Below are 18,815 nucleotides of genomic sequence, written 5' to 3' on the forward strand. Positions count from 1 at the left end.
TGCTAGGATACTGATCCGGTTGCCTGGCGACCATGCCTGTCGCCGTTCTGGCCTGCGGGCCTGACGACAAAATATTGCGCATGAACCAGCCGGATTCAAAATAGTCTGTTCTGCGTTTAGAGAATTCCCGATGCGCCGCTGATGGCCCATCGCTACCCTGAGATAGCCGTCTTCCATGTTTGGTTCCAACGACGACAAAAAAGCGCCGGCCGAGGCTGGCGAAAAGAAAGGCCTGTTCAGCTGGTTTCGCAAGAAGCCGCAGCAACCTGTCGCCGAACAGCCGCAAACCCCTGAACCGCAAACCGTAGAACCGGTCGCGCCGCAGGCCCCCGTAGAGCAGCCCGAGGTTGTTCCGGCCGAGCCGGTGGCCCCGGTCATTGCAGCGCCGACCCCAGAGCCGGTCGCGTCCGAGCCATTGCAGGCCCCGCAGCCTGAGCCGATCGCGTCCATGCCGCTGCAGGCGCCTGCTCCGGAGCCGGTCGCCTCCACGCCTGTACAGGCTGTGCCGCCAGTGGTCGCGCCTGCAGCGCCGGTGAGCAATCTGGTGCTGCCGGTGGCTGAGGAACCCGTGGCCTTGGTCCCGGATCTGGAGCCCAAGGCCCCGCCGGTCATACCTGAGCGTCCAGTGGTCGAGATGGCCCCGGTGGCCACTCCCGAGGCGCCCAAGGCACCCGTCGAGCCAGCACCGACACCGCGTGACCCCGCACCCGAGCCGGCTGTCGCCGAACCCGCCAAGCCCGGCTTCTTCGCCCGCCTCAAGCAGGGCCTGTCCAAGACCAGCGCCAGCATCGGCGAAGGCATGGCCAGCCTGTTCCTGGGCAAGAAGGCCATCGACGACGACCTGCTCGACGAGATCGAGACCCGTCTGCTGACCGCCGACGTTGGCGTCGAAGCCACGTCGGTCATCGTCCAGAACCTGACGCAGAAGGTCGCTCGCAAGCAGTTGGCCGACGCCGATGCCCTGTACAAGTCGCTGCAGGAAGAACTGGCTGCCCTGCTGCGCCCGGTCGAGCAACCGCTGAAAGTCCAGGTCCAGAACAAGCCGTACGTGATCCTGGTCGTGGGCGTCAACGGCGCCGGCAAGACCACCACCATCGGCAAGCTGGCCAAGAAACTGCAACTCGAAGGCAAGAAGGTCATGCTGGCCGCTGGCGATACCTTCCGCGCAGCAGCGGTGGAGCAGTTGCAGGTGTGGGGCGAGCGCAACCAGATTCCGGTCATCGCCCAGCACACCGGTGCGGATTCCGCCTCGGTGATCTTCGACGCCGTGCAGGCCGCCAAGGCACGGGGCGTCGATGTACTGATCGCCGATACCGCCGGTCGCCTGCACACCAAGGACAACCTGATGGAAGAGCTCAAGAAGGTCCGTCGGGTCATCGGCAAGCTCGACGCCGAGGCGCCCCACGAGGTGCTGCTGGTGCTCGATGCCGGCACTGGCCAGAACGCCATCAGCCAAGCCAAGTACTTCAACCAGAGCGTCGAGCTGACAGGCCTCGCCCTGACCAAGCTGGACGGCACCGCCAAGGGCGGGGTGATCTTCGCCCTGGCCAAGCAATTCAACCTGCCGATCCGCTTCATCGGTGTCGGCGAGGGCATCGATGACCTGCGCACCTTCGAGGCCGAGCCGTTCGTCAAAGCCCTGTTTGCCGAGCGGGAGCACCCATGATCCGATTCGAACAGGTTGCCAAGCGCTATCCCAATGGCCATGTCGGCTTGCATGAGCTGAGCTTCCGGGCGCGTCGGGGCGAGTTCCTGTTCGTCACCGGGCACTCGGGCGCGGGCAAGAGCACCTTGCTGCGCTTGCTGCTGGCCATGGAGCGTCCGACCAGCGGCAAGCTGCTGTTGGCTGGGCAGGACCTGGGGCAGATCAGCAATGCGCAGATCCCGTTCCTGCGCCGGCAGATCGGCGTGGTGTTCCAGAACCACCAACTGCTGTTCGATCGCACCGTCTTCAACAACATCGCCCTGCCGCTGCAGATTCTCGGGCTGTCCAAACCCGAGATCGCCAAGCGCGTGGACTCGGCCCTGGAGCGTGTGTCCCTGAGCGACAAGGGCGAGCTGTTCCCAGCCGACCTGTCCACGGGCCAGCAGCAGCGGGTGGGTATCGCCCGTGCCATCGTTCACCAGCCGGCCTTGCTGCTGGCAGACGAACCTACCGGTAACCTGGACCCGCGCCTGGCCGCGGAAATCATGGGCGTGTTCGAGGACATCAACCGCCTGGGGACCACCGTATTGATCGCCAGTCACGACCTGGCGCTGATCGCGCGCATGCGGCACCGCATGCTGACTCTGCAGCGCGGTCGTCTGATCGGCGATGGGGAGGCCGGGCAATGACCACTACACGTACGCCTAAGGTATCCGAGCGTGTCGCGCCGAAGGCTGCCGATCCGCAGCCATCCAAGCAGCGCGGCGGCCACGATGACGATGGCCCGGATTTTCGCAGCCTGCTGCACGCCTGGCTGGAGAGCCACCGCGCCAGCCTGATCGACAGCTTGCGCCGCCTGGGCAAGCAGCCGATCGGCAGTTTCTTCACCTGCCTGGTGATGGCCGTGGCCCTGAGCATGCCCATGGGGTTGTCGTTGCTGCTCAAGAACGTCGAGAAGCTCGGCGGTTCCTGGCAGCGCGCCGCGCAGATCTCCCTGTACCTCAAGCTCGATGCCGGCAGCCGTGAAGGTGAAGCGCTGCGCGACGAGATCAAAGGCATGCCCGGTGTGGCCGATGCCCAGTACGTCAGCCGCGAGCAGGCGCTGGAGGAATTCCAGCAGCAGTCCGGTTTGGGCGAGGCCCTGCGCGAGCTGCCGGACAACCCGCTGCCTGGCGTTGTGGTGGTGACGCCGACAGAGGTCGACAAGCCGGCCTTGGAAGCCCTGCGCCAACGGCTGTCGGAGCTGCCGCGAGTCGAAGTGGCGCAGCTGGATCTGGTCTGGGTCGAGCGCCTGGCGGCGATCCTCAAGTTGGGCGATCGATTCGTCTTCGGCTTGGCTGTTTTGCTGATTTCGGCCCTGCTGTTAGTAATCGGTAACACAATTCGTCTACATATCGAGAACCGCCGCATCGAGATCGAAGTGATCAAACTGGTGGGCGGTACCGACAGCTATGTGCGCCGGCCCTTCCTCTACATGGGCGCGCTCTACGGCCTGGGTGCCGGCGTGTTGGCGTGGGGGATCCTGGCGTTCTCGCTGGACTGGCTCAACGATGCGGTCGTGGACCTTTCCGGGCTGTACGGGAGCGACTTCGCCCTGGCAGGTGTGCCAGGGTCTGATGGACTTTCGCTCTTGATCGGTGCTCTACTGTTGGGGTATATCGGTGCGTGGATCGCGGTCGCTCGTCACCTGAACGAGCTGGCACCACGATAATGTTTTTACGCCAGCATTGACTTTTCTACCGTTCTGGGAACTTGTTTCGTGGTTTCCGGTCAATGTTGGCAGTGCCCACAAGGCGCGAGTTTAGTAAGTCGGAGGTTCTTGAATGACCAATTCGTTGCAACCTGCATATGCCCTGGTTCCCGGTGCAAACCTGGAAGCCTATGTGCACACGGTCAACAGCATTCCCCTGCTGACGGCCGAGCAGGAGCGTGAACTGGCCGAGCGTCTCTACTACGAGCAGGATCTTGAGGCCGCTCGGCAAATGGTGATGGCCCACCTGCGTTTCGTCGTACATATCGCTCGCAGCTATGCTGGCTACGGGCTGGCCCAGGCCGACCTGATCCAGGAAGGCAATGTTGGCCTGATGAAGGCGGTAAAGCGTTTCAACCCGGAAATGGGCGTGCGTCTGGTGTCCTTTGCGGTGCACTGGATCAAGGCCGAGATCCATGAGTTCATTCTGCGCAACTGGCGCATCGTCAAGGTGGCCACCACCAAGGCCCAGCGCAAGCTGTTCTTCAACCTGCGCAGCCAGAAGAAGCGTCTGGCCTGGCTGAACAATGAAGAAGTCCATCGAGTGGCCGAGAGCCTGGGTGTCGAACCCCGTGAAGTGCGCGAGATGGAGAGCCGCTTGAGTGGCCAGGACATGGCTTTCGACCCGGCGGCCGAAGCTGACGACGACAGCGCCTTCCAGTCGCCCGCGCATTATCTGGAAGATCACCGCTACGACCCGGCCGTACAGCTGGAAGACGCAGACTGGAGCGACAACTCCACCAGCAACCTGCACGTTGCGTTGCAGGGTCTTGATGAGCGCAGCCGTGACATCCTCTATCAGCGTTGGCTGGCCGAGGAAAAGGCAACGCTGCATGAGTTGGCGGACAAATACAGTGTTTCGGCCGAGCGGATTCGCCAGCTGGAAAAGAACGCAATGAACAAGGTCAAGGCGCTGATCACGATCTGATCAAGACCTGGCCATACACGAAAAGCCGCTTGCCTTTGGGCAAGCGGCTTTTCTTTTGGCTTCATGAAGGGGGCAAGCTGTCCTCGCTGTGGGCACTCAAGGACGCAGTTGCATCAAGTAGCTCGGCCCACCCAGCTGGCTCATCTGCCGGCGAATCCACCCAGCGCGGCTGGCGACATAGGCGCTGGGCCGGCTAGCGCTCCATTTCAGCGGACTGGGCAGTACGGCGGCCAGTTGAGCGGCCTGCTGGCGGGAAAGACGGCTGGCATCGACGCCAAAGTGGTAGCGGGCGGCGGCCTGTGCCCCGAACACACTCTTGCCCCATTCAGCGCTGTTCAAATAGACCTCGAGAATCCGCTCCTTCGACCAGAACAGCTCGATCAACCCGGTGAACCAGGCCTCCAGGCCTTTGCGCAGCCAGCTGCGACCGGACCAGAGGAACAGGTTCTTGGCGACCTGCTGGGTCAGGGTGCTGGCCCCCCGGATCTTGCCGCCGCGTTCGTTGTAGGCCAGTGCAGCCTGGATCGCCGGCAGGTCGAAGCCCCAATGGCTGGCGAACTTCTGGTCCTCGCCAGCAATGACCGCGACTTTGAGGTCGTCGGAGATCCGCTCCCAAGGCGTCCATTCACGTTGCAAGTCGATCGGCTCGCCGTTGATCCAGGATTGCACCTTGCGCTCGACCATCAGCGCCGTGCCCGGTGGCGGTATCCAGCGCAGGGCCAGCACCACGACGATGCTGCCGGCGGCGAACCAGAGCAGGGCGCGGGCGATGCGACGGATTAGGGATGACAGCATGGTGATGGCTTGGCCGGACCGTTGGAACGGGCCATTATACAGACCCCTTTCGAGGAGTCGTCCCATGCTTCGCAGCTTCCTGATGCTCGCCGCTTTCTTCGGCTTCACCGGGGTCGGTTTGGGCGCCTTCGCCGCCCACGGCCTGAAGAACCGCCTGACGGCCGACTACCTGGCGATCTTTCACACCGGCGTGACCTACCAGTTGGTGCATGCCTTGGCGCTGTTCGGCGTCGCGCTGCTGTCTGTGCACCTACCGGGTCGGTTAATCGGCTGGGCCGGTGGCCTGTTCGCCGTCGGAATCTTGCTGTTCTCCGGTAGTTTGTACGTGCTGACCCTCAGCGGCCTGGGCAAGCTTGGCATCATCACGCCCATCGGCGGGCTGTGCTTTCTGGCCGGTTGGTTGTGCCTGGGTCTGGCGGCCTGGCGCCTGAGCTGACCAAGTGGTCCACAATCGCGACTAATGGCGTTGGCTGGCCTTGGGTTGAAGTGCGGATCAGGGCTAGAATGCCGACCCCCAAAGCACAATGGTGGCCGTGCGCATGCGCATTCAACTGAACGGTGAACCTTACGAATTGCCCGATGGCGAGAGCGTCGCTGCCCTGCTGGGTCGGCTGGAGCTCGCTGGTCGCCGAGTGGCGGTGGAACTGAACCTGGATATCGTCCCGCGTAGCCAGCATGAAAGCACGCGGCTCAGTGAAGGCGACCAGGTCGAAGTGGTCCATGCCATCGGTGGCGGCTGATCCGCCCGGTGATTCACCTGCAAGTCCCGTAACCTTTTCCCGAGGATCCACGATGAGCAACGTTCGTAGCGACAAGCCCTTCACCCTGGCCGGGCGCACTTTCCAGTCGCGCCTGCTGGTTGGCACCGGCAAGTACCGTGACATGGAAGAAACCCGCCTGGCCATCGAGGCCTCGGGTGCCGAAATCGTCACCGTTGCCGTGCGCCGTACCAACATCGGCCAGAACCCGGGCGAGCCGAACCTGCTCGACGTGCTGCCTCCCGATCGCTACACCATCCTGCCGAACACCGCCGGTTGCTACGACGCGGTCGAGGCAGTGCGCACCTGCCGCCTGGCCCGAGAACTGCTCGATGGCCACAATCTGGTGAAGCTGGAAGTCCTGGCCGACCAGAAAACCTTGTTCCCCAACGTGATCGAGACCCTCAAGGCCGCCGAAGTGCTGGTCAAGGACGGTTTCGACGTGATGGTCTACACCAGCGACGATCCGATCATCGCCCGCCAGTTGGCTGAAGCCGGCTGCATCGCGGTGATGCCGCTGGCAGGTCTGATCGGCACTGGCCTGGGTATCTGCAACCCCTACAACCTGCAAATCATCCTGGAAGAGTCCAAGGTACCGGTGCTGGTCGATGCGGGCGTGGGTACGGCCTCTGACGCGACCATCGCCATGGAAATGGGATGTGAGGCAGTGCTGATGAACTCGGCCATCGCTCATGCCCAGCAACCGGTGCTGATGGCCGAAGCCATGAAGCACGCGATCGTCGCCGGTCGCATGGCCTACCTGGCCGGGCGCATGCCGAAAAAACTCTATGCCAGCGCCTCGTCGCCGCTGGAAGGTCTGATCAAGTAAGAGCCTCTGATGACTGAATCGCAAGAAACGCCGATTACCACCGACGGCGAAGCGCGCCCACACCGCCGCATCAAGAGCTTCGTGATGCGCGCCGGGCGCATGACTGAAGGCCAGCAGCGTGGTCTGGAACAGGGCGGTCCGCTGTTCATCCTGCCCCTGGCCGATAGCCCGGTGGACTACGACCAGGTGTTCGGGCGCTCGGCGCCGCGTACCCTGGAGATCGGCTTTGGCATGGGCCATTCCCTGCTGGAAATGGCCGCTGCCTCGCCTGAGCAGGACTTCATCGGTGTCGAAGTACACCGTCCTGGTGTCGGTGCACTGCTCAACGGTGTGCTCACTCAGGGCCTGAAGAACCTGCGTGTGTATGATTGTGACGCCATCGAAGTGCTCAACCGCTGCGTGGCCGACAACAGCCTCGACCGCTTGATGCTGTTCTTCCCGGACCCATGGCACAAGGCGCGCCACCACAAGCGCCGTATTGTCCAACCGGAGTTCGCTGAGCTCGTGCGTCGCAAGCTCAAGGTGGGTGGTGTGTTCCATATGGCTACCGACTGGGAGCCCTATGCCGAGCATATGCTGGAGGTGATGAGCGTCGCCCCGGGCTACCGCAACCAGGCCGCCGACGGGACTTACGTGCCGCGCCCAGAGGAACGCCCGATCACCAAGTTCGAGCGCCGTGGCGAGCGACTGGGGCATGGGGTGTGGGATTTGAAGTTCGAAAAGCTGGCCTGATCCTTCAGAGGAGCGCCGCACGCTTTCTCTTACCTGTCTGTTGCTTGACCATCCTGCTTTGGCAGGTGCGTAGCGCATGATATGTCACCGCAGCTCATGCGCTATGTGAGCCTCCTGACCTCGGGTAACGACGCCCGGAGACGCCAGGAGGCTCAATATGTACACACAGCGCTATCTCTCATCATTGCTGCGTTCGCTGTTGGTCGGTGCCCTGCTGGGCGTTCCGACGCTGGTCTTCGCTGAATCCGCTGCCGTTGGGGGCGGGCTGGATACCTCTGCCATTGCGATGTACCAGCGCTCGCTCAGCGACAGTGGCCTGCATTTCGGTTTGCGCAAAGTCGAGAAGAGCACGGCGTTTCTGATCGACAGCGGCAACGACGCCGCGCCGGCCTTGCTGGTGGGCAGCGGGCATGCGGTGCTCGACGTGTTCGATCAGGTCGCTACGCAACTGACGGGGATCGGTCTGGTCAGATTCCGGGACCTTCCAGACGCGACCTTCGAGGTCGCCCACGTGCGATTTGCCTCGCGTCGAGGTCTGGACTTCGCCATTTTCGAGTTGCATCAGACGCAGGGCGCGCTCAAGGCATTGGGCATTACGCCTTTAGTTCTGGCTGGACGCAAGGCAGTTGATGGCGAAACGATCATTGCCGCGACGTGCCAGGGTAGTGTCAGTGGTGTCGCCAGCTGGCCGGAACAAGCATTGCCCTGGATCGACATGCAGACTGGCGAGGGAACCTTGTTCCGACACCTTTTGATGTTGAACGACGTCAGCCTGCACGACGGGGACTCCGGTAGTCCGATCGTGGATGCCAGCAATCATAGTGTCTTGGCGGTCGTGCACAGCGTTGTGCCAGGCGGCGCCCATGCGTCAGATATGAGCTTCCTGCCGGCGTGCTTACGTCAGGGACGCTTCAGCGCTGAGGCCCAAGGTTGTGGATTGGACAATGTCTTCAATGTCGTGGTGGAAAAAGACGATGACGATCGTCTGATCTACAAGCCGTCCGATCAGGCGCCAATGCTCATTGATTCTTCGGTGTATTCGACGACTTCTCTGTACCAGGCCAAGCTTGCGCAGTGGCCGGAGCAGTGCGAGGAATCGAATGGGTATGGCGCGCCACAGGCATCGGGCGTTGCGCTGAATCTACACTTGGAGGGATTCACTCTTTCACCAACCAATCCCACGGTGCTGGCGTTGTGCATTTGGGGGCGTGAGGCTAGTGCTCCCGAGCCTGCTAGCCGTAACGCTGTGGCTCTGCCGGTGGTAGTGCTCCAGCCGGGGCCGGCCGCGCAGCCGGAGCTGAAAATCAGCGCACCTTACTATGATCATCACGGGCGCAAGGCCTACCGAGTGCGTTTTCCCTCCAGGCACCTCTTGTTCCGAAGGGTGGAATTCAAGCTGGGCCCTTGGCAGGGCACTGATTGCGCGAGCCTTCAGAACTACGGTGATTTACCCGCTACGGCAACGGGAAAGATCGTGGTCGGGCAGGATACACGGCTGTGTGCAGTGGGCATTGATCATGCCGGGCAGCGCTCTGTACCCATAGAGGTACGGTTGCAACCCTGATTTGAATGGGGGCGCAAGCAGGCCTGCCGCCGCGCACCCGTTCATTTACCCCCGTCGATCAGCCACCACGCCGATCAATACCAGTACCACCAGCAATACCGGCGCCAGGGCATAGTTGTTGAACTGGGCCAAGCCCTTCACCACCCACGGCGTTGCGTAGATCAGCGCCGCGCCGCTGCCGATCATCACCAGCAATGCCATGAAGGGGACGCGCAGGGCGCCGGCCAGGCCGCCCAGGCGTTGCTCCACCCAACCCTTGATGTCGGTGCCAAACAGCACCAGCATGCAGCCTACCAAGGCCAGGGAAATCTCCGACAGGTTGCTGCGGCTCCAGCGGGAGACGGTCGCGAGCAGGTCAAGTACCAAATCCATGGGTCATCCTTAGGTCAAGAAATACTGCAACAGGTCGTTGAGGAACAACTGGCCGCGTGGTGTGGCCACCAATCGATCCGGTTCGACCTGCAAAAGGCCCTTTCGTTCTGCCTCGCGCCGGGCCTCTGCCAGCTGCGACAGGGGCAAGCCGGTACGCTGGGTGAATAGGTCGGCTTCCACACCCTGGGTCAGGCGCAGGGCGTTCATCAGGAACTCGAACGGCAACTCCTGCGCGGGCAGGAGCTTTTCGCCGGCCTTGAACGGCTTGGCCAGGTTCAGGTAGTCCTTGGGCAGGCGGGTCTTCCAGGTGCGCAGGATGCGGCCGTCGGCAAAGGTCAGTTTGCCGTGGGCCCCGGCACCGATGCCGATGAAGTCGCCGAAACGCCAATAGTTGAGGTTGTGGCGCGCGGCCCGGCCCGGCTGCGCATACGCCGAGACCTCGTACTGCTGGAAGCCGTTCGCCGCCATCAGGGCCTGGCCGGCTTCCTGGATGTCCCAGAGAATGTCGTCTTCGGGCAGCTCCGGCGGCTGGTTCCAGAACACCGTGTTCGGCTCCACCGTCAGCTGGTACCAGGACAGGTGCGTCGGCGCCAACTCGATGGCCTGGCGCAGGTCGGCCAAGGCGTCGTCCAGGGACTGGTCGGGCAGGCCGTGCATGAGGTCCATGTTGAAGTTGTCGAAGCCGGCTGCGCGTGCCATGTCCGCGGCGCGGATCGCCTCGTCGCCGTTGTGTATACGCCCCAGGGCCTGGAGCTTGGCGGGCTGGAAGCTCTGTACGCCGATGGACAAGCGATTGATGCCGGTTTGCCGGTACGCCTTGAATTTCTCTTGCTCGAAGGTCCCTGGGTTGGCTTCCAGAGTGATTTCGATGTCGACGGCGAACGGGATGCGCTGCTCCACGCCGCGCAGCAAACGCCCCAAAGCCTTGGCGCTGAACAGGCTTGGAGTGCCGCCGCCGAAGAAGATCGAGCTGATGGGGCGTCCCTGGACCGCAGCCATCTCCTGATCAAGGTCGGTCAGCAGCGCATCGACGTACGCCTCTTCCGGCAGATCAGGCCCGGCAGCGTGAGAATTGAAGTCGCAATAAGGGCATTTGCGCACGCACCAGGGAATATGGATATACAAGGCCAGAGGTGGGAGTGCGGCGAAACCTGCCGCGCCGCAATGGCGCAGCTGGGTGGACAACGTTTCGGTCATGCCAGGCCCAGACGTTGACGCAGCAGGGCCATGGCGCGGGCGCGGTGGCTGAGCTGGTTCTTTTCGACAGGGCTGAGGTCGGCGCTGGAGCACTTGCGCTCCGGGACCCAGAACAACGGGTCGTAGCCAAACCCGTGCTCGCCGCTGGCCTCGAACAAGATGCTGCCATGCCACAACCCTTCGCACAGAATCGGCAGCGGGTCATCGGCGTGACGCACCAGGGCCAGCACGCAGACGAACTGCGCGCCGCGCTCTGCGGCGGGTACATCCTGGAGTGCTTGGAGCAGCTTGGCGTTGTTCGCCGCATCGCCCTTGCCGTCGGCATAGCGCGCCGAGTAGATGCCCGGTGCGCCGCCCAGAGCGTCCACTGCCAGGCCCGAATCGTCGGCCAGGGCCGGCAGGCCGGAGATACGAGAAGCGTTGCGTGCCTTGAGGATGGCGTTCTCGACGAACGACAGGCCGGTCTCCTCCGGTTCGACCTGGCTGAATTCGCCGATCGAACGCAGTTGCACGGACTCGCCGAGCATGGCCTGGAGTTCCTTGAGTTTGCCGGCGTTGTGGCTGGCCAATACGAGCTGTTGGAAATTCATCATTCGCCTGGGAACACTTCCTGGTTGAAGCTGAGTTTGTGGCTGACGCCGCCGGTCTCGACGTTCAGGTCGAAGGTCAGGGTTTCTGCCTGGTCAATCTTGAACTGGGCGATGTAGTAGACCGCGCCCTGGTCGGTGATCTGCTTGAACGACAACGGGCTGCTACGCCCGGTGAGGTCCTTTACGGTGCCACTGACCACCGCCATGCCTGGCTTGCCGGCCTTGAGCACGGCGATATTGAGCACGCCTTGATTCTTGCTGCGGGTCAGGCCCGTGGCCGCGGCCACATCCGGTTGCAGCATGCTTGAGGTGAAGGCGCTGTAGTGGACCGTCACGTCGCCGAAGACTTCCTTGCGTTCCGGCCTGGCGGGGTCTGCAGCCAGAACTGGCAAGGCCAGGCACAGGCTGATCAAGAAAAGTGCAAGGCGACGCATGGTGCGATCCTCCAGTGGGATGGGCTCGATGTCAGACCGCGACCTGATGTTCCTGCAGGCCTCGGCTGCTGACGCGATAGATACCGATTTCTCCTAGAAGATTAGGCCAAAGCCGGCCTGCCCACCCATTACGGTGCAGACGGTCGACCGCCAGGCGGTCGATCACCTTGGCGCGACGTTCGTGGCACAGGTCCTCGAAGTCGGCGAAGGTACAGAAGTGGATGTTCGGCGTGTTGTACCAGGTGTACGGCATGAAGTCCGAGACGGGCATGTGGCCCTTGGTCGCCAGGTACCAGCGGCAACGCCAGTGGCCGAAGTTGGGGAAGGTGATGATGCACTCGCGGCCCACCCGCAGCATTTCGTCCAGAATGCGGTCAGGGTATTCCACGGCCTGCAGGGCCTGGGTCATGACCACCACGTCGAAGCTGTTGCTGGCGAAGTTGCCCAGGCCTTTGTCCAGGTCCTGCTCGATGACGTTGACACCTTTGGCCACACAGGCGGCAATGTTGTCGGCGTCGATCTCCAGCCCGTAGCCGGTGACGTTCTTGCGATCGCGCAACGAGGCCAGCAGCTCGCCGTTGCCGCAGCCCAGGTCGAGTACCCGGCTGCCGGCGGGGATCCAGTCGTGGATGATTTCCAGGTCGGCTCTCATGCTGTCCTCAGATGGCGATGCGGTTCATGTAGTTCGCGAAACCTTGCATGTAGCGAGGCGTGGGGATCAGGAAGGCATCGTGCCCGTATGGTGAGTCGATCTCCAGGTAGCAGACGTTCTTGCGCGCGGCCATCAGTGCATCGACGATTTCTCGAGAACGCGCCGGCGAGAAGCGCCAGTCGGTGGTGAACGACATGATGCAGTAGTCCGCCGTGACATGCTCCAGCGTTGCCGCCAGGTCCCCCCCGTGGGTGGCGGCCGGGTCGAAGTAGTCCAGCGCCTTGGTCATCAGCAGGTAGGTATTGGCATCGAAGCGCCCGGAGAACTCCTCGCCCTGATAGCGCAGGTAGCTCTCGACCTGGAACTCGACGCTGTGGAAGTCATAGTTGAGCTTGTCGCTTTTGAGTTCGCGACCGAATTTCTCGCCCATCGAATCATCGGACAGGTAGGTGATGTGGCCCACCATGCGCGCCAGCATCAGGCCGCGCTTGGGCACCACGCCTTTGTCCTGGAACGAGCCGCCGTGGAACTCAGGGTCGGTGAGGATGGCCTGGCGGGCGACTTCGTTGAAGGCGATGTTCTGTGCCGAGAGCTTGGGCGCCGAGGCGATGTCCACGCAGTGGCGTACTCGGTCCGGGTAGCTGATGGTCCATTGCAGGGCCTGCATGCCGCCCAGGCTGCCGCCGACCACCGCCGCCCACTGCTGGATGCCGAGGCGATCGGCGAACCGCGCCTGGCTGTGTACCCAGTCTTCGACGGTCAGGACCGGGAAGTCGGCGCCATAGGGCTTGCCGGTGGCAGGGTTGACGCTGCTCGGCCCCGTACTGCCGTTGCAGCCGCCGAGGTTGTTCAGGCTGACCACGAAGAAGCGATTGGTATCGATCGGCTTGCCGGGGCCGATGCAGCTGTCCCACCAGCCGGGCTTTCGGTCGGTGGGGGCGTGATAGCCTGCGGCATGATGATGGCCGGAGAGCGCATGGCAGATCAGCACGGCATTGCTGGCGGTGCTGTTGAGGGTGCCATAGGTCTCGTAGATCAGCTCGTAGCTGGCCAGCGAACGGCCACAGGCCAACGCCAGCGGCTCATCGAACCGGGCAATTTGCGGTGTTACCAGACCAACGGAATCTTCGGGAAAGACAGTGGACATCGACCCTGCTCACGCTTGACGGAGGCGTAAGTCTAAAGAGCGCTATCCCCAGCGGCAAGCAAAGGCTTGCCGCTGGAAACACCAGGGTCAGATCATGCGCCAGAGGATCTCCGGCATGCCGACATATTCGGCAAGTACCGGCATGGCGTAGGACTGGATGACCTGGATCGCCAGGAAGGCGAAGATCGGCGAAATATCCAGCCCGCCCAGGTTAGGAATGAGCTTGCGGAACGGCGCCAGCACCGGCTCGCTGATCTGGTAGGCCAGTTCGGCGGCAGGGTTGTGGCTGTTGGGCGCGACCCACGAGACGATCACCATGACGATCATCGCCACCCAGAAGATCTTCAAAAACAGCGAGGTCACGCCGATGATCGCCCAGATCACCAGTTGCAGCGGGCTGTAGCTGTAGAGCACGAACATCATCACGAAGGCCATCAACAGCGCCTGGATGGCCACCGACAGCAGCAAGGACGAGGTGTCCAGGCCGCCGATGCTGGGGATGATGCGGCGCAGCGGCTTGAGCAGCGGCTGGGTGGCGCGCACCGCGAACTGGCTCAGGGGGTTGTAGAAGTCGGCCTTGACCAGTTGCAGCACGAAGCGCAGCAGGACGATCACCAGGTACAGGCTGACCAGGGTTTGCACCACGAAGATCATGGCGCCGGACAATGCATTCATCGACAGCTCCTTATTTGCCCAATTGCTCGGCCAGCTCGGCGGAACGTTTTGCCGCGGCCTCCAGTGCCTGCTCGACGAGCGCCTCGAAGCCGTTGCCCTGGAACGATTTGATCGCCGCTTCCGTAGTACCGGCTGGCGAGGTGACGCGCCGACGCAGCTCGGCGGCGTCCACGTCGCTGGAGACGGCCATGCGTGCGGCGCCCAGTGCGGTCTGCAAGGTCAACTGCGAGGCGGTTTCACGCGGCAGGCCAAGTTTTTCGCCGGCTGCGGTCATGGCTTCGATCAGCAGGAAGAAATAAGCCGGACCACTGCCGGAGACGGCGGTGACGGCATCGAGTTGCTGCTCCTGGTCCAGCCACAGGGCGGTGCCCACGGCGCGCAACAGTTGCTCGGCCTGCTGCCGCTGCTCGGCAGACACCTCGGCGGTGGCGTACAGGCCACTGGCGCCTTCGCGCAACAGGGCCGGAGTGTTGGGCATGCAGCGAACCACCGGGCGTGGGCCCAGCCAGGCTTGCAGGCTGGCGCAAGTGATGCCGGCGGCGATGGAAACGATCAGTTGACCTGGCGCCAGATTGGGCTGCAGAGCCTGGCACACGGCCTTCATGACCTGCGGTTTGACCGACAGAACGATCACATCCGCGTCGGCGATGGCCTGGGCGTTGTCTTCGAAGGCTTCGATGCCGTGCTCGGCCTGGATCTTGGCCCGGGTCTCGGCGCCCGGGTCGCTGGCGCGGATCTGCGCGGCGTCCAGACCCTGGGCACGCAGGCCGCCGATCAGGCTGGCGGCCATGTTGCCGGCGCCGATAAAGGCAATACGTGTCTTGCTCATGTCAGGTCCTTGAAGGAAAGAGTGAGTAAAGCATGGAATCAGGGGCGTCCGTAGTCGCGGGCACCGAACAGGGCGGTACCGATGCGCACCCAGGTCGCTCCCTGTGCAATGGCCGCTTCCAGGTCATGGCTCATGCCCATGGACAAGGTGTCCAGGCCCAGTCCAAGGCCCTCCTGCAACTGGCGCAGGGTGGCGAAGGCCGCTTCCTGGGCGACACGGTCCTCGGTGGGTTCGGGGATCGCCATCAAGCCCCGCAGACGCAGGCCGGGCAGACTGGCAATGGCACTGGCCAGGGCCGGCACATCGGCTGGCTGGCAGCCGGACTTGCTGTCCTCGCCACTGACGTTCACCTGCAGGCAGACATTCAGCGGTGCCAGGTCGGCAGGGCGTTGTTCGGACAGGCGTTGGGCGATCTTCAGACGGTCCACGGAGTGTACCCAGTCGAAATGTTCGGCGATTGAACGGGTCTTGTTCGACTGGATGGGGCCGATGAAGTGCCAGGTCAAGGGCAGGTCGCGTAATTCTTCCTGCTTGGCCAAGGCTTCCTGGAGGTAGTTTTCGCCGACGTGGAGCACGCCAGCGGCGTGGGCTTCGCGCACGGCATTGGCGGGTTTGGTCTTGCTCACCGCCAGCAGTTGAATGCTGGCCGGGTCGCGTCCGGCAGCCTTGGCCGCGCTGTCGATGCGAGCGGCGAGGGCGGACAGGTTGTCTGCTATGGTGGACATGGAATCGATGCCGACGGCTCAGTGGTCTGCGGCATTCTACCTGCTTGATGGCCTTTGGGGAGTCTCATGGATGTGACCGACCTGTTGGCCCGGGCCGTGGCTGCGGGCGCTTGCGACCTGCACCTGGCGACGGGCGAAGTACCGGTGCTGCGCCTGGACGGCGAGCTGCAGCGCCTGGATCTGCCGCCTCTGGCGGCTGCGACCCTGAACGATGGCTTTGCTCCGCTGCTCGATGAAGCCCAGCGCCGCCAGTGGGCGCAGGGCGATGAGTTGGATATCGCATTGATACTGCCAGGCGCCGTGCGCGTGCGTGCGAACCTCTATCGCCAGCATCGTGGGCCAGGCGTGAGCCTGCGACTGCTGCCGGCTCGCATTCCCAGGCTCGATGAGCTGGGCCTAGAGGAAGTGTTTCAAGCGATTGCCCAGTGGCGCGATGGCCTCGTGCTGGTCGGCGGGCCGACAGGCAGCGGCAAGTCATCGACCCTGGCGGCTCTGATCGATCAGCTCAATCGAACGCAGGCGCTGCACATCGTCACCCTCGAAGACCCCATCGAAGTTATCCACAGCGGCCAGCGCAGTCTGGTCAACCAGCGCGAGATCGGCCGCGACTGCCGAAATTTTGCCCAAGGCCTGCGCAGTGCATTGCGCCAGGATCCGGATGTAGTCGTGATCGGCGAGCTGCGTGATCTGGAAACCATCCGCCTGGCCTTGCGCGCTGCGGAAACGGGGCACTTGGTGCTGGCGACGGTGCATACCCGCTCGGCGGTGAACAGCATCGACCGCCTGGTGGAGGTGTTTGCGCCAGAGGAAAAGGCTCTGGTGCGGGGCATGCTGGCGGAGTCGCTGCGCATGGTGGTGGCGCAGACATTGATCAGACGATTGGATGGCGGGCGTGTGGCGGCCAGGGAAGTGCTGGTGGCTACGCCCGCCGTACGCAACCTGATCCGTGAAGGTCGCATGGCGCAGTTGCATTCAGTGATGCAGACCGGAGCGGCGGCGGGGATGAGGACGATGGAGATGGCGATGCAGCAATTGCAGGGGGCGGGGCTGATCGCGTCAGGCTGAGGTTGGATCTTCGGCCCATTCGCGGATAAAACCGCCTCCACCCACCGCGCGGAGCTGGGATTGGCGCGGTTCTTGTGGGAGCGGGTTCACCGGCGAATGGGCCGAGCAGCAGTCCCGGTGATGTCAGGCAGTTCGAAGAACCTGGGCTCCACCGAGGGGCAGGTCAGCGTTTGGCCAGGGCCAGGGTCTGCTGTTCTTTAGGCAGCACGCGCTTGGCCACCACGTAGTGCTTCTGCCAGTACGGCTTGCTCAGGGTGTCGATGCTCACCCGCTTGCCGGTGCGTGGCGCATGGATGAAGCGGTCATTGCCCAGGTAGATGGCGACGTGGTTGACCCGGCGGCTCTTGATGTTGAAGAAGATCAGGTCGCCAGGCTTGAGGTCGCTTTTTGCGACTTTGACGCCGTGCCCTTTGGCCATGGCATTGGAGGTGCGCGGCAGGTCGACGTCGGCGACATCGGTGAAGGCGTACTTGACCAGGCCGCTGCAGTCGAAGCCCTTGCTCGGGCTGCTGCCGCCCCAACGATAGGGCGTGCCCAGTACATTCACTGCGCGGCTGAGCACGTTGCTGCTCTGCTTGGCCGACATGGCCACGACGGGCAGATTGCTCGAAGCCTTGGCGGCATTGCTTGGGCGGGCGCGCAAGGTGCTGTATTTGACCGGCGCGTGTTTCACCGAGGCGTTGGTGGTATAGCCGGTGAAACCATTGGGAAGACGTTGCTCACGATTGGTGGCGTGGGCGGCCAGGGGCAACAATAGGCAGAGGGTCAGCCATGTCTTGAACAGAGGCGGCATAGTTGAAGCTCTTTTTAGGTATGTGTTGGCTGTGGCGCGCAACTCTATAACAGCTTCGGGTGATTTTTTGCTCCGTTGGTCGATTGCGCGGGTACCATACGTCGGCTTCCCACGGAAAAGTCACATTTTCCGTTAGAAAATTTTTTGCTAACCCACGGAGGACAAGCATGAACGGTTATCAACAGGGTGGGCTGCACGACACCCACAGCAAGGTCCTTGGCTACCTCTTGTGGATCTTCGGTTTCACCGGCTCGCACCGCTTCTACTACGGCAAGCCGATCACCGGGACGATCTGGTTCTTCACCCTGGGGTTACTCGGTATCGGCTGGCTGATCGACCTGTTCCTGATTCCGTCGATGGACCGTGAGGCGGACATGCGCTTTCAGTCCGGTCGCGTGGACTACAACCTGGCCTGGATCTTCCTGACGTTCCTCGGGATCTTCGGCGTGCACCGGCTGTACCTGGGCAAGTGGATCAGCGCGTTGATCTATCTGCTCACCGGGGGCTTGTTCCTGATTGGTGTGCTGTACGATTTCTGGACCTTGAACAGCCAGATCTCCCAGGTCAACGCCCAGCGCCGCTGACAGAAAAAAGGCCTTGTCGCATCGAGCGGCAAGGCCTTTTTCGTTACTGGCGGGTCTGGCGCTGTTGCAGCAGCAGGTTGCTGAACCCTGCCCCGGCAAGCTGCTTCTGGGCGACCGTCAACTGCTCACGGTTGCTGAACGGGCCGACCAGGACGCGGTACCAGGTTTCATCTTTCACTGTCCCTGACTCCACCTTGACCGCTTGGCCAAGCAGGATGATTTGCGCACGAACCTTGTCGGCATCGGCCTGTTTGCGGAACGAGCCGGCCTGCAGGAAGAAGGTGGTAGTCGCCGCAGGCTTGATCACCGGAGGGGCGGGCGGAGGCGTCTGCCCCATCAGGGCGGCCTGGGCGCGCGCGGTATCGATCTTCGCAGCTTCCGCTGGCGTTACCGGCTTGACCGGCTGCACTGGCTGGGCCGGTACCGGTGGGGTTTTCTCCGGTACGGCCTCCGGCGGCACGATGACCTCTGACTCCGGCAGCAGGGTGTAGAAGTCGTACTTCGGCTTGACCGGCTGCTGTGTCGTCGGTGCGCTGGTCTTTCCGGCTTCGGCGACCTTGGCGGGTTTTTGCTGCTCAGGCTTGGCGCGCTTGATGTCTTCGCTGCCTGGCTCGAGCTTCATCAAAAAGACAACGAAAGCGCCTACGGTGAGGCCGACCGCCAGCCAGATCCAACCAGGAATCGGCTGTTTGGCCGGTGCCTGGTTGCGGCTGGCGCCACGCTTGGGTGCAGGTTTTTTCTTGGCAGCCAA

At 62.9% G+C, this 18,815-nt stretch carries 23 protein-coding genes; 11 read left to right on the forward strand and 12 right to left on the reverse strand.

The annotated features are described in order from the left end of the window. The first annotated feature begins 175 nt into the window (after positions 1-175). The 4 genes from ftsY to rpoH all read left to right on the forward strand — a co-directional run bounded on the left by ftsY (position 176) and on the right by rpoH (position 4,323). Positions 176-1,666: a signal recognition particle-docking protein FtsY gene (ftsY, locus tag J5X93_RS01620; protein ID WP_250034319.1), complete on the forward strand. Its 1,491-nt coding sequence runs from the start codon at positions 176-178 to the stop codon at positions 1,664-1,666. Continuing rightward, a complete protein-coding gene (ftsE, locus tag J5X93_RS01625; RefSeq protein ID WP_043208636.1) occupies positions 1,663-2,334 on the forward strand; it encodes a cell division ATP-binding protein FtsE in 672 nt (223 codons plus the stop codon). The genes ftsY and ftsE overlap by 4 nt, the downstream gene beginning before the upstream one ends. Further along, entirely contained in the window at positions 2,331-3,356 is a 1,026-nt protein-coding gene (ftsX, locus tag J5X93_RS01630) for a permease-like cell division protein FtsX (protein WP_250034322.1), read from the forward strand. The genes ftsE and ftsX overlap by 4 nt, the downstream gene beginning before the upstream one ends. Before the next feature lie 112 nt (positions 3,357-3,468). Further along, positions 3,469-4,323 carry an RNA polymerase sigma factor RpoH gene (gene rpoH / locus J5X93_RS01635; protein WP_043208632.1) on the forward strand — a complete coding sequence of 285 codons (855 nt, stop codon included), beginning with the start codon at positions 3,469-3,471 and terminating at the stop codon, positions 4,321-4,323. A gap of 96 nt (positions 4,324-4,419) precedes the next feature. On the opposite strand, the gene mtgA is transcribed toward rpoH, so the two are convergent. Then, complete coding sequence (mtgA, locus tag J5X93_RS01640) at positions 4,420-5,118, reverse strand: monofunctional biosynthetic peptidoglycan transglycosylase (protein WP_250034323.1); 699 nt, start codon at positions 5,116-5,118, stop codon at positions 4,420-4,422. Between the two features lie 64 nt (positions 5,119-5,182). Here mtgA and J5X93_RS01645 point away from each other — a divergent pair, with 64 nt between their 5' ends. From J5X93_RS01645 to J5X93_RS01665, 5 genes are all read left to right on the forward strand, one after another. Next, entirely contained in the window at positions 5,183-5,554 is a 372-nt protein-coding gene (locus tag J5X93_RS01645) for a DUF423 domain-containing protein (protein ID WP_043208631.1), read from the forward strand. 103 nt (positions 5,555-5,657) lie between these two features. Further along, positions 5,658-5,858, forward strand: a complete 201-nt coding sequence (thiS, locus tag J5X93_RS01650) for a sulfur carrier protein ThiS (protein ID WP_028689131.1) — start codon at positions 5,658-5,660, stop codon at positions 5,856-5,858. A gap of 52 nt (positions 5,859-5,910) precedes the next feature. Further along, positions 5,911-6,705: a thiazole synthase gene (locus J5X93_RS01655; RefSeq protein ID WP_043208630.1), complete on the forward strand. Its 795-nt coding sequence runs from the start codon at positions 5,911-5,913 to the stop codon at positions 6,703-6,705. Between the two features lie 9 nt (positions 6,706-6,714). Further along, positions 6,715-7,437 (forward strand): tRNA (guanosine(46)-N7)-methyltransferase TrmB, encoded by a 723-nt coding sequence (trmB, locus tag J5X93_RS01660; protein WP_043208629.1) that lies wholly within the window; start codon positions 6,715-6,717, stop codon positions 7,435-7,437. Between the two features lie 157 nt (positions 7,438-7,594). Continuing rightward, entirely contained in the window at positions 7,595-9,001 is a 1,407-nt protein-coding gene (locus tag J5X93_RS01665; protein WP_250034324.1) for a hypothetical protein, read from the forward strand. 45 nt (positions 9,002-9,046) lie between these two features. Here the strand turns inward: J5X93_RS01665 and J5X93_RS01670 are convergent, their stop codons facing one another. The 9 genes from J5X93_RS01670 to J5X93_RS01710 form a co-directional block, all read right to left on the reverse strand. Next, positions 9,047-9,373 carry a DUF3392 family protein gene (locus tag J5X93_RS01670; protein ID WP_043208627.1) on the reverse strand — a complete coding sequence of 109 codons (327 nt, stop codon included), beginning with the start codon at positions 9,371-9,373 and terminating at the stop codon, positions 9,047-9,049. A gap of 9 nt (positions 9,374-9,382) precedes the next feature. Further along, on the reverse strand, positions 9,383-10,570 hold the full coding sequence (gene hemW, locus J5X93_RS01675) for a radical SAM family heme chaperone HemW (RefSeq protein WP_102081428.1): 1,188 nt from the start codon (positions 10,568-10,570) through the stop codon (positions 9,383-9,385). Next, complete coding sequence (gene rdgB / locus J5X93_RS01680; RefSeq protein WP_043208624.1) at positions 10,567-11,163, reverse strand: RdgB/HAM1 family non-canonical purine NTP pyrophosphatase; 597 nt, start codon at positions 11,161-11,163, stop codon at positions 10,567-10,569. Before rdgB ends, hemW begins: the two co-directional genes overlap by 4 nt. Then, positions 11,160-11,594, reverse strand: coding sequence for a DUF4426 domain-containing protein (locus J5X93_RS01685; protein ID WP_043208621.1), 435 nt, complete (start codon positions 11,592-11,594; stop codon positions 11,160-11,162). The genes rdgB and J5X93_RS01685 overlap by 4 nt, the downstream gene beginning before the upstream one ends. A 31-nt stretch (positions 11,595-11,625) precedes the next feature. Then, positions 11,626-12,246, reverse strand: a complete 621-nt coding sequence (gene metW / locus J5X93_RS01690) for a methionine biosynthesis protein MetW (RefSeq protein ID WP_043208620.1) — start codon at positions 12,244-12,246, stop codon at positions 11,626-11,628. A 7-nt stretch (positions 12,247-12,253) separates the two neighbouring features. Further along, positions 12,254-13,393 (reverse strand): homoserine O-succinyltransferase MetX, encoded by a 1,140-nt coding sequence (gene metX / locus J5X93_RS01695; RefSeq protein WP_070571721.1) that lies wholly within the window; start codon positions 13,391-13,393, stop codon positions 12,254-12,256. 87 nt (positions 13,394-13,480) lie between these two features. After that, on the reverse strand, positions 13,481-14,068 hold the full coding sequence (locus J5X93_RS01700; RefSeq protein ID WP_043208615.1) for a YggT family protein: 588 nt from the start codon (positions 14,066-14,068) through the stop codon (positions 13,481-13,483). A 10-nt stretch (positions 14,069-14,078) separates the two neighbouring features. Next, on the reverse strand, positions 14,079-14,897 hold the full coding sequence (gene proC / locus J5X93_RS01705) for a pyrroline-5-carboxylate reductase (protein ID WP_043208613.1): 819 nt from the start codon (positions 14,895-14,897) through the stop codon (positions 14,079-14,081). Positions 14,898-14,935: 38 nt separating this feature from the next. Next, positions 14,936-15,622, reverse strand: coding sequence for a YggS family pyridoxal phosphate-dependent enzyme (locus J5X93_RS01710; RefSeq protein WP_043208611.1), 687 nt, complete (start codon positions 15,620-15,622; stop codon positions 14,936-14,938). A 66-nt stretch (positions 15,623-15,688) separates the two neighbouring features. Here J5X93_RS01710 and J5X93_RS01715 point away from each other — a divergent pair, with 66 nt between their 5' ends. Beyond that, the gene (locus J5X93_RS01715; RefSeq protein ID WP_182816986.1) at positions 15,689-16,687 is read left to right on the forward strand and encodes a type IV pilus twitching motility protein PilT; all 999 of its coding nucleotides are present in this window, start codon (positions 15,689-15,691) and stop codon (positions 16,685-16,687) included. Positions 16,688-16,850: 163 nt separating this feature from the next. Here the strand turns inward: J5X93_RS01715 and J5X93_RS01720 are convergent, their stop codons facing one another. Then, a complete protein-coding gene (locus J5X93_RS01720; protein ID WP_043208607.1) occupies positions 16,851-17,480 on the reverse strand; it encodes a C40 family peptidase in 630 nt (209 codons plus the stop codon). Between the two features lie 167 nt (positions 17,481-17,647). Between J5X93_RS01720 and J5X93_RS01725 the strand changes: the two genes are divergently transcribed. Then, positions 17,648-18,064: an NINE protein gene (locus J5X93_RS01725; protein ID WP_043208605.1), complete on the forward strand. Its 417-nt coding sequence runs from the start codon at positions 17,648-17,650 to the stop codon at positions 18,062-18,064. Between the two features lie 43 nt (positions 18,065-18,107). On the opposite strand, the gene J5X93_RS01730 is transcribed toward J5X93_RS01725, so the two are convergent. After that, on the reverse strand, positions 18,108-18,815 hold the full coding sequence (locus J5X93_RS01730) for an SPOR domain-containing protein (RefSeq protein ID WP_043208603.1): 708 nt from the start codon (positions 18,813-18,815) through the stop codon (positions 18,108-18,110).

The sequence above is a fragment of the Pseudomonas sp. BYT-1 genome, from assembly GCF_023611805.1.
Lineage (GTDB): Bacteria > Pseudomonadota > Gammaproteobacteria > Pseudomonadales > Pseudomonadaceae > Aquipseudomonas > Aquipseudomonas guariconensis.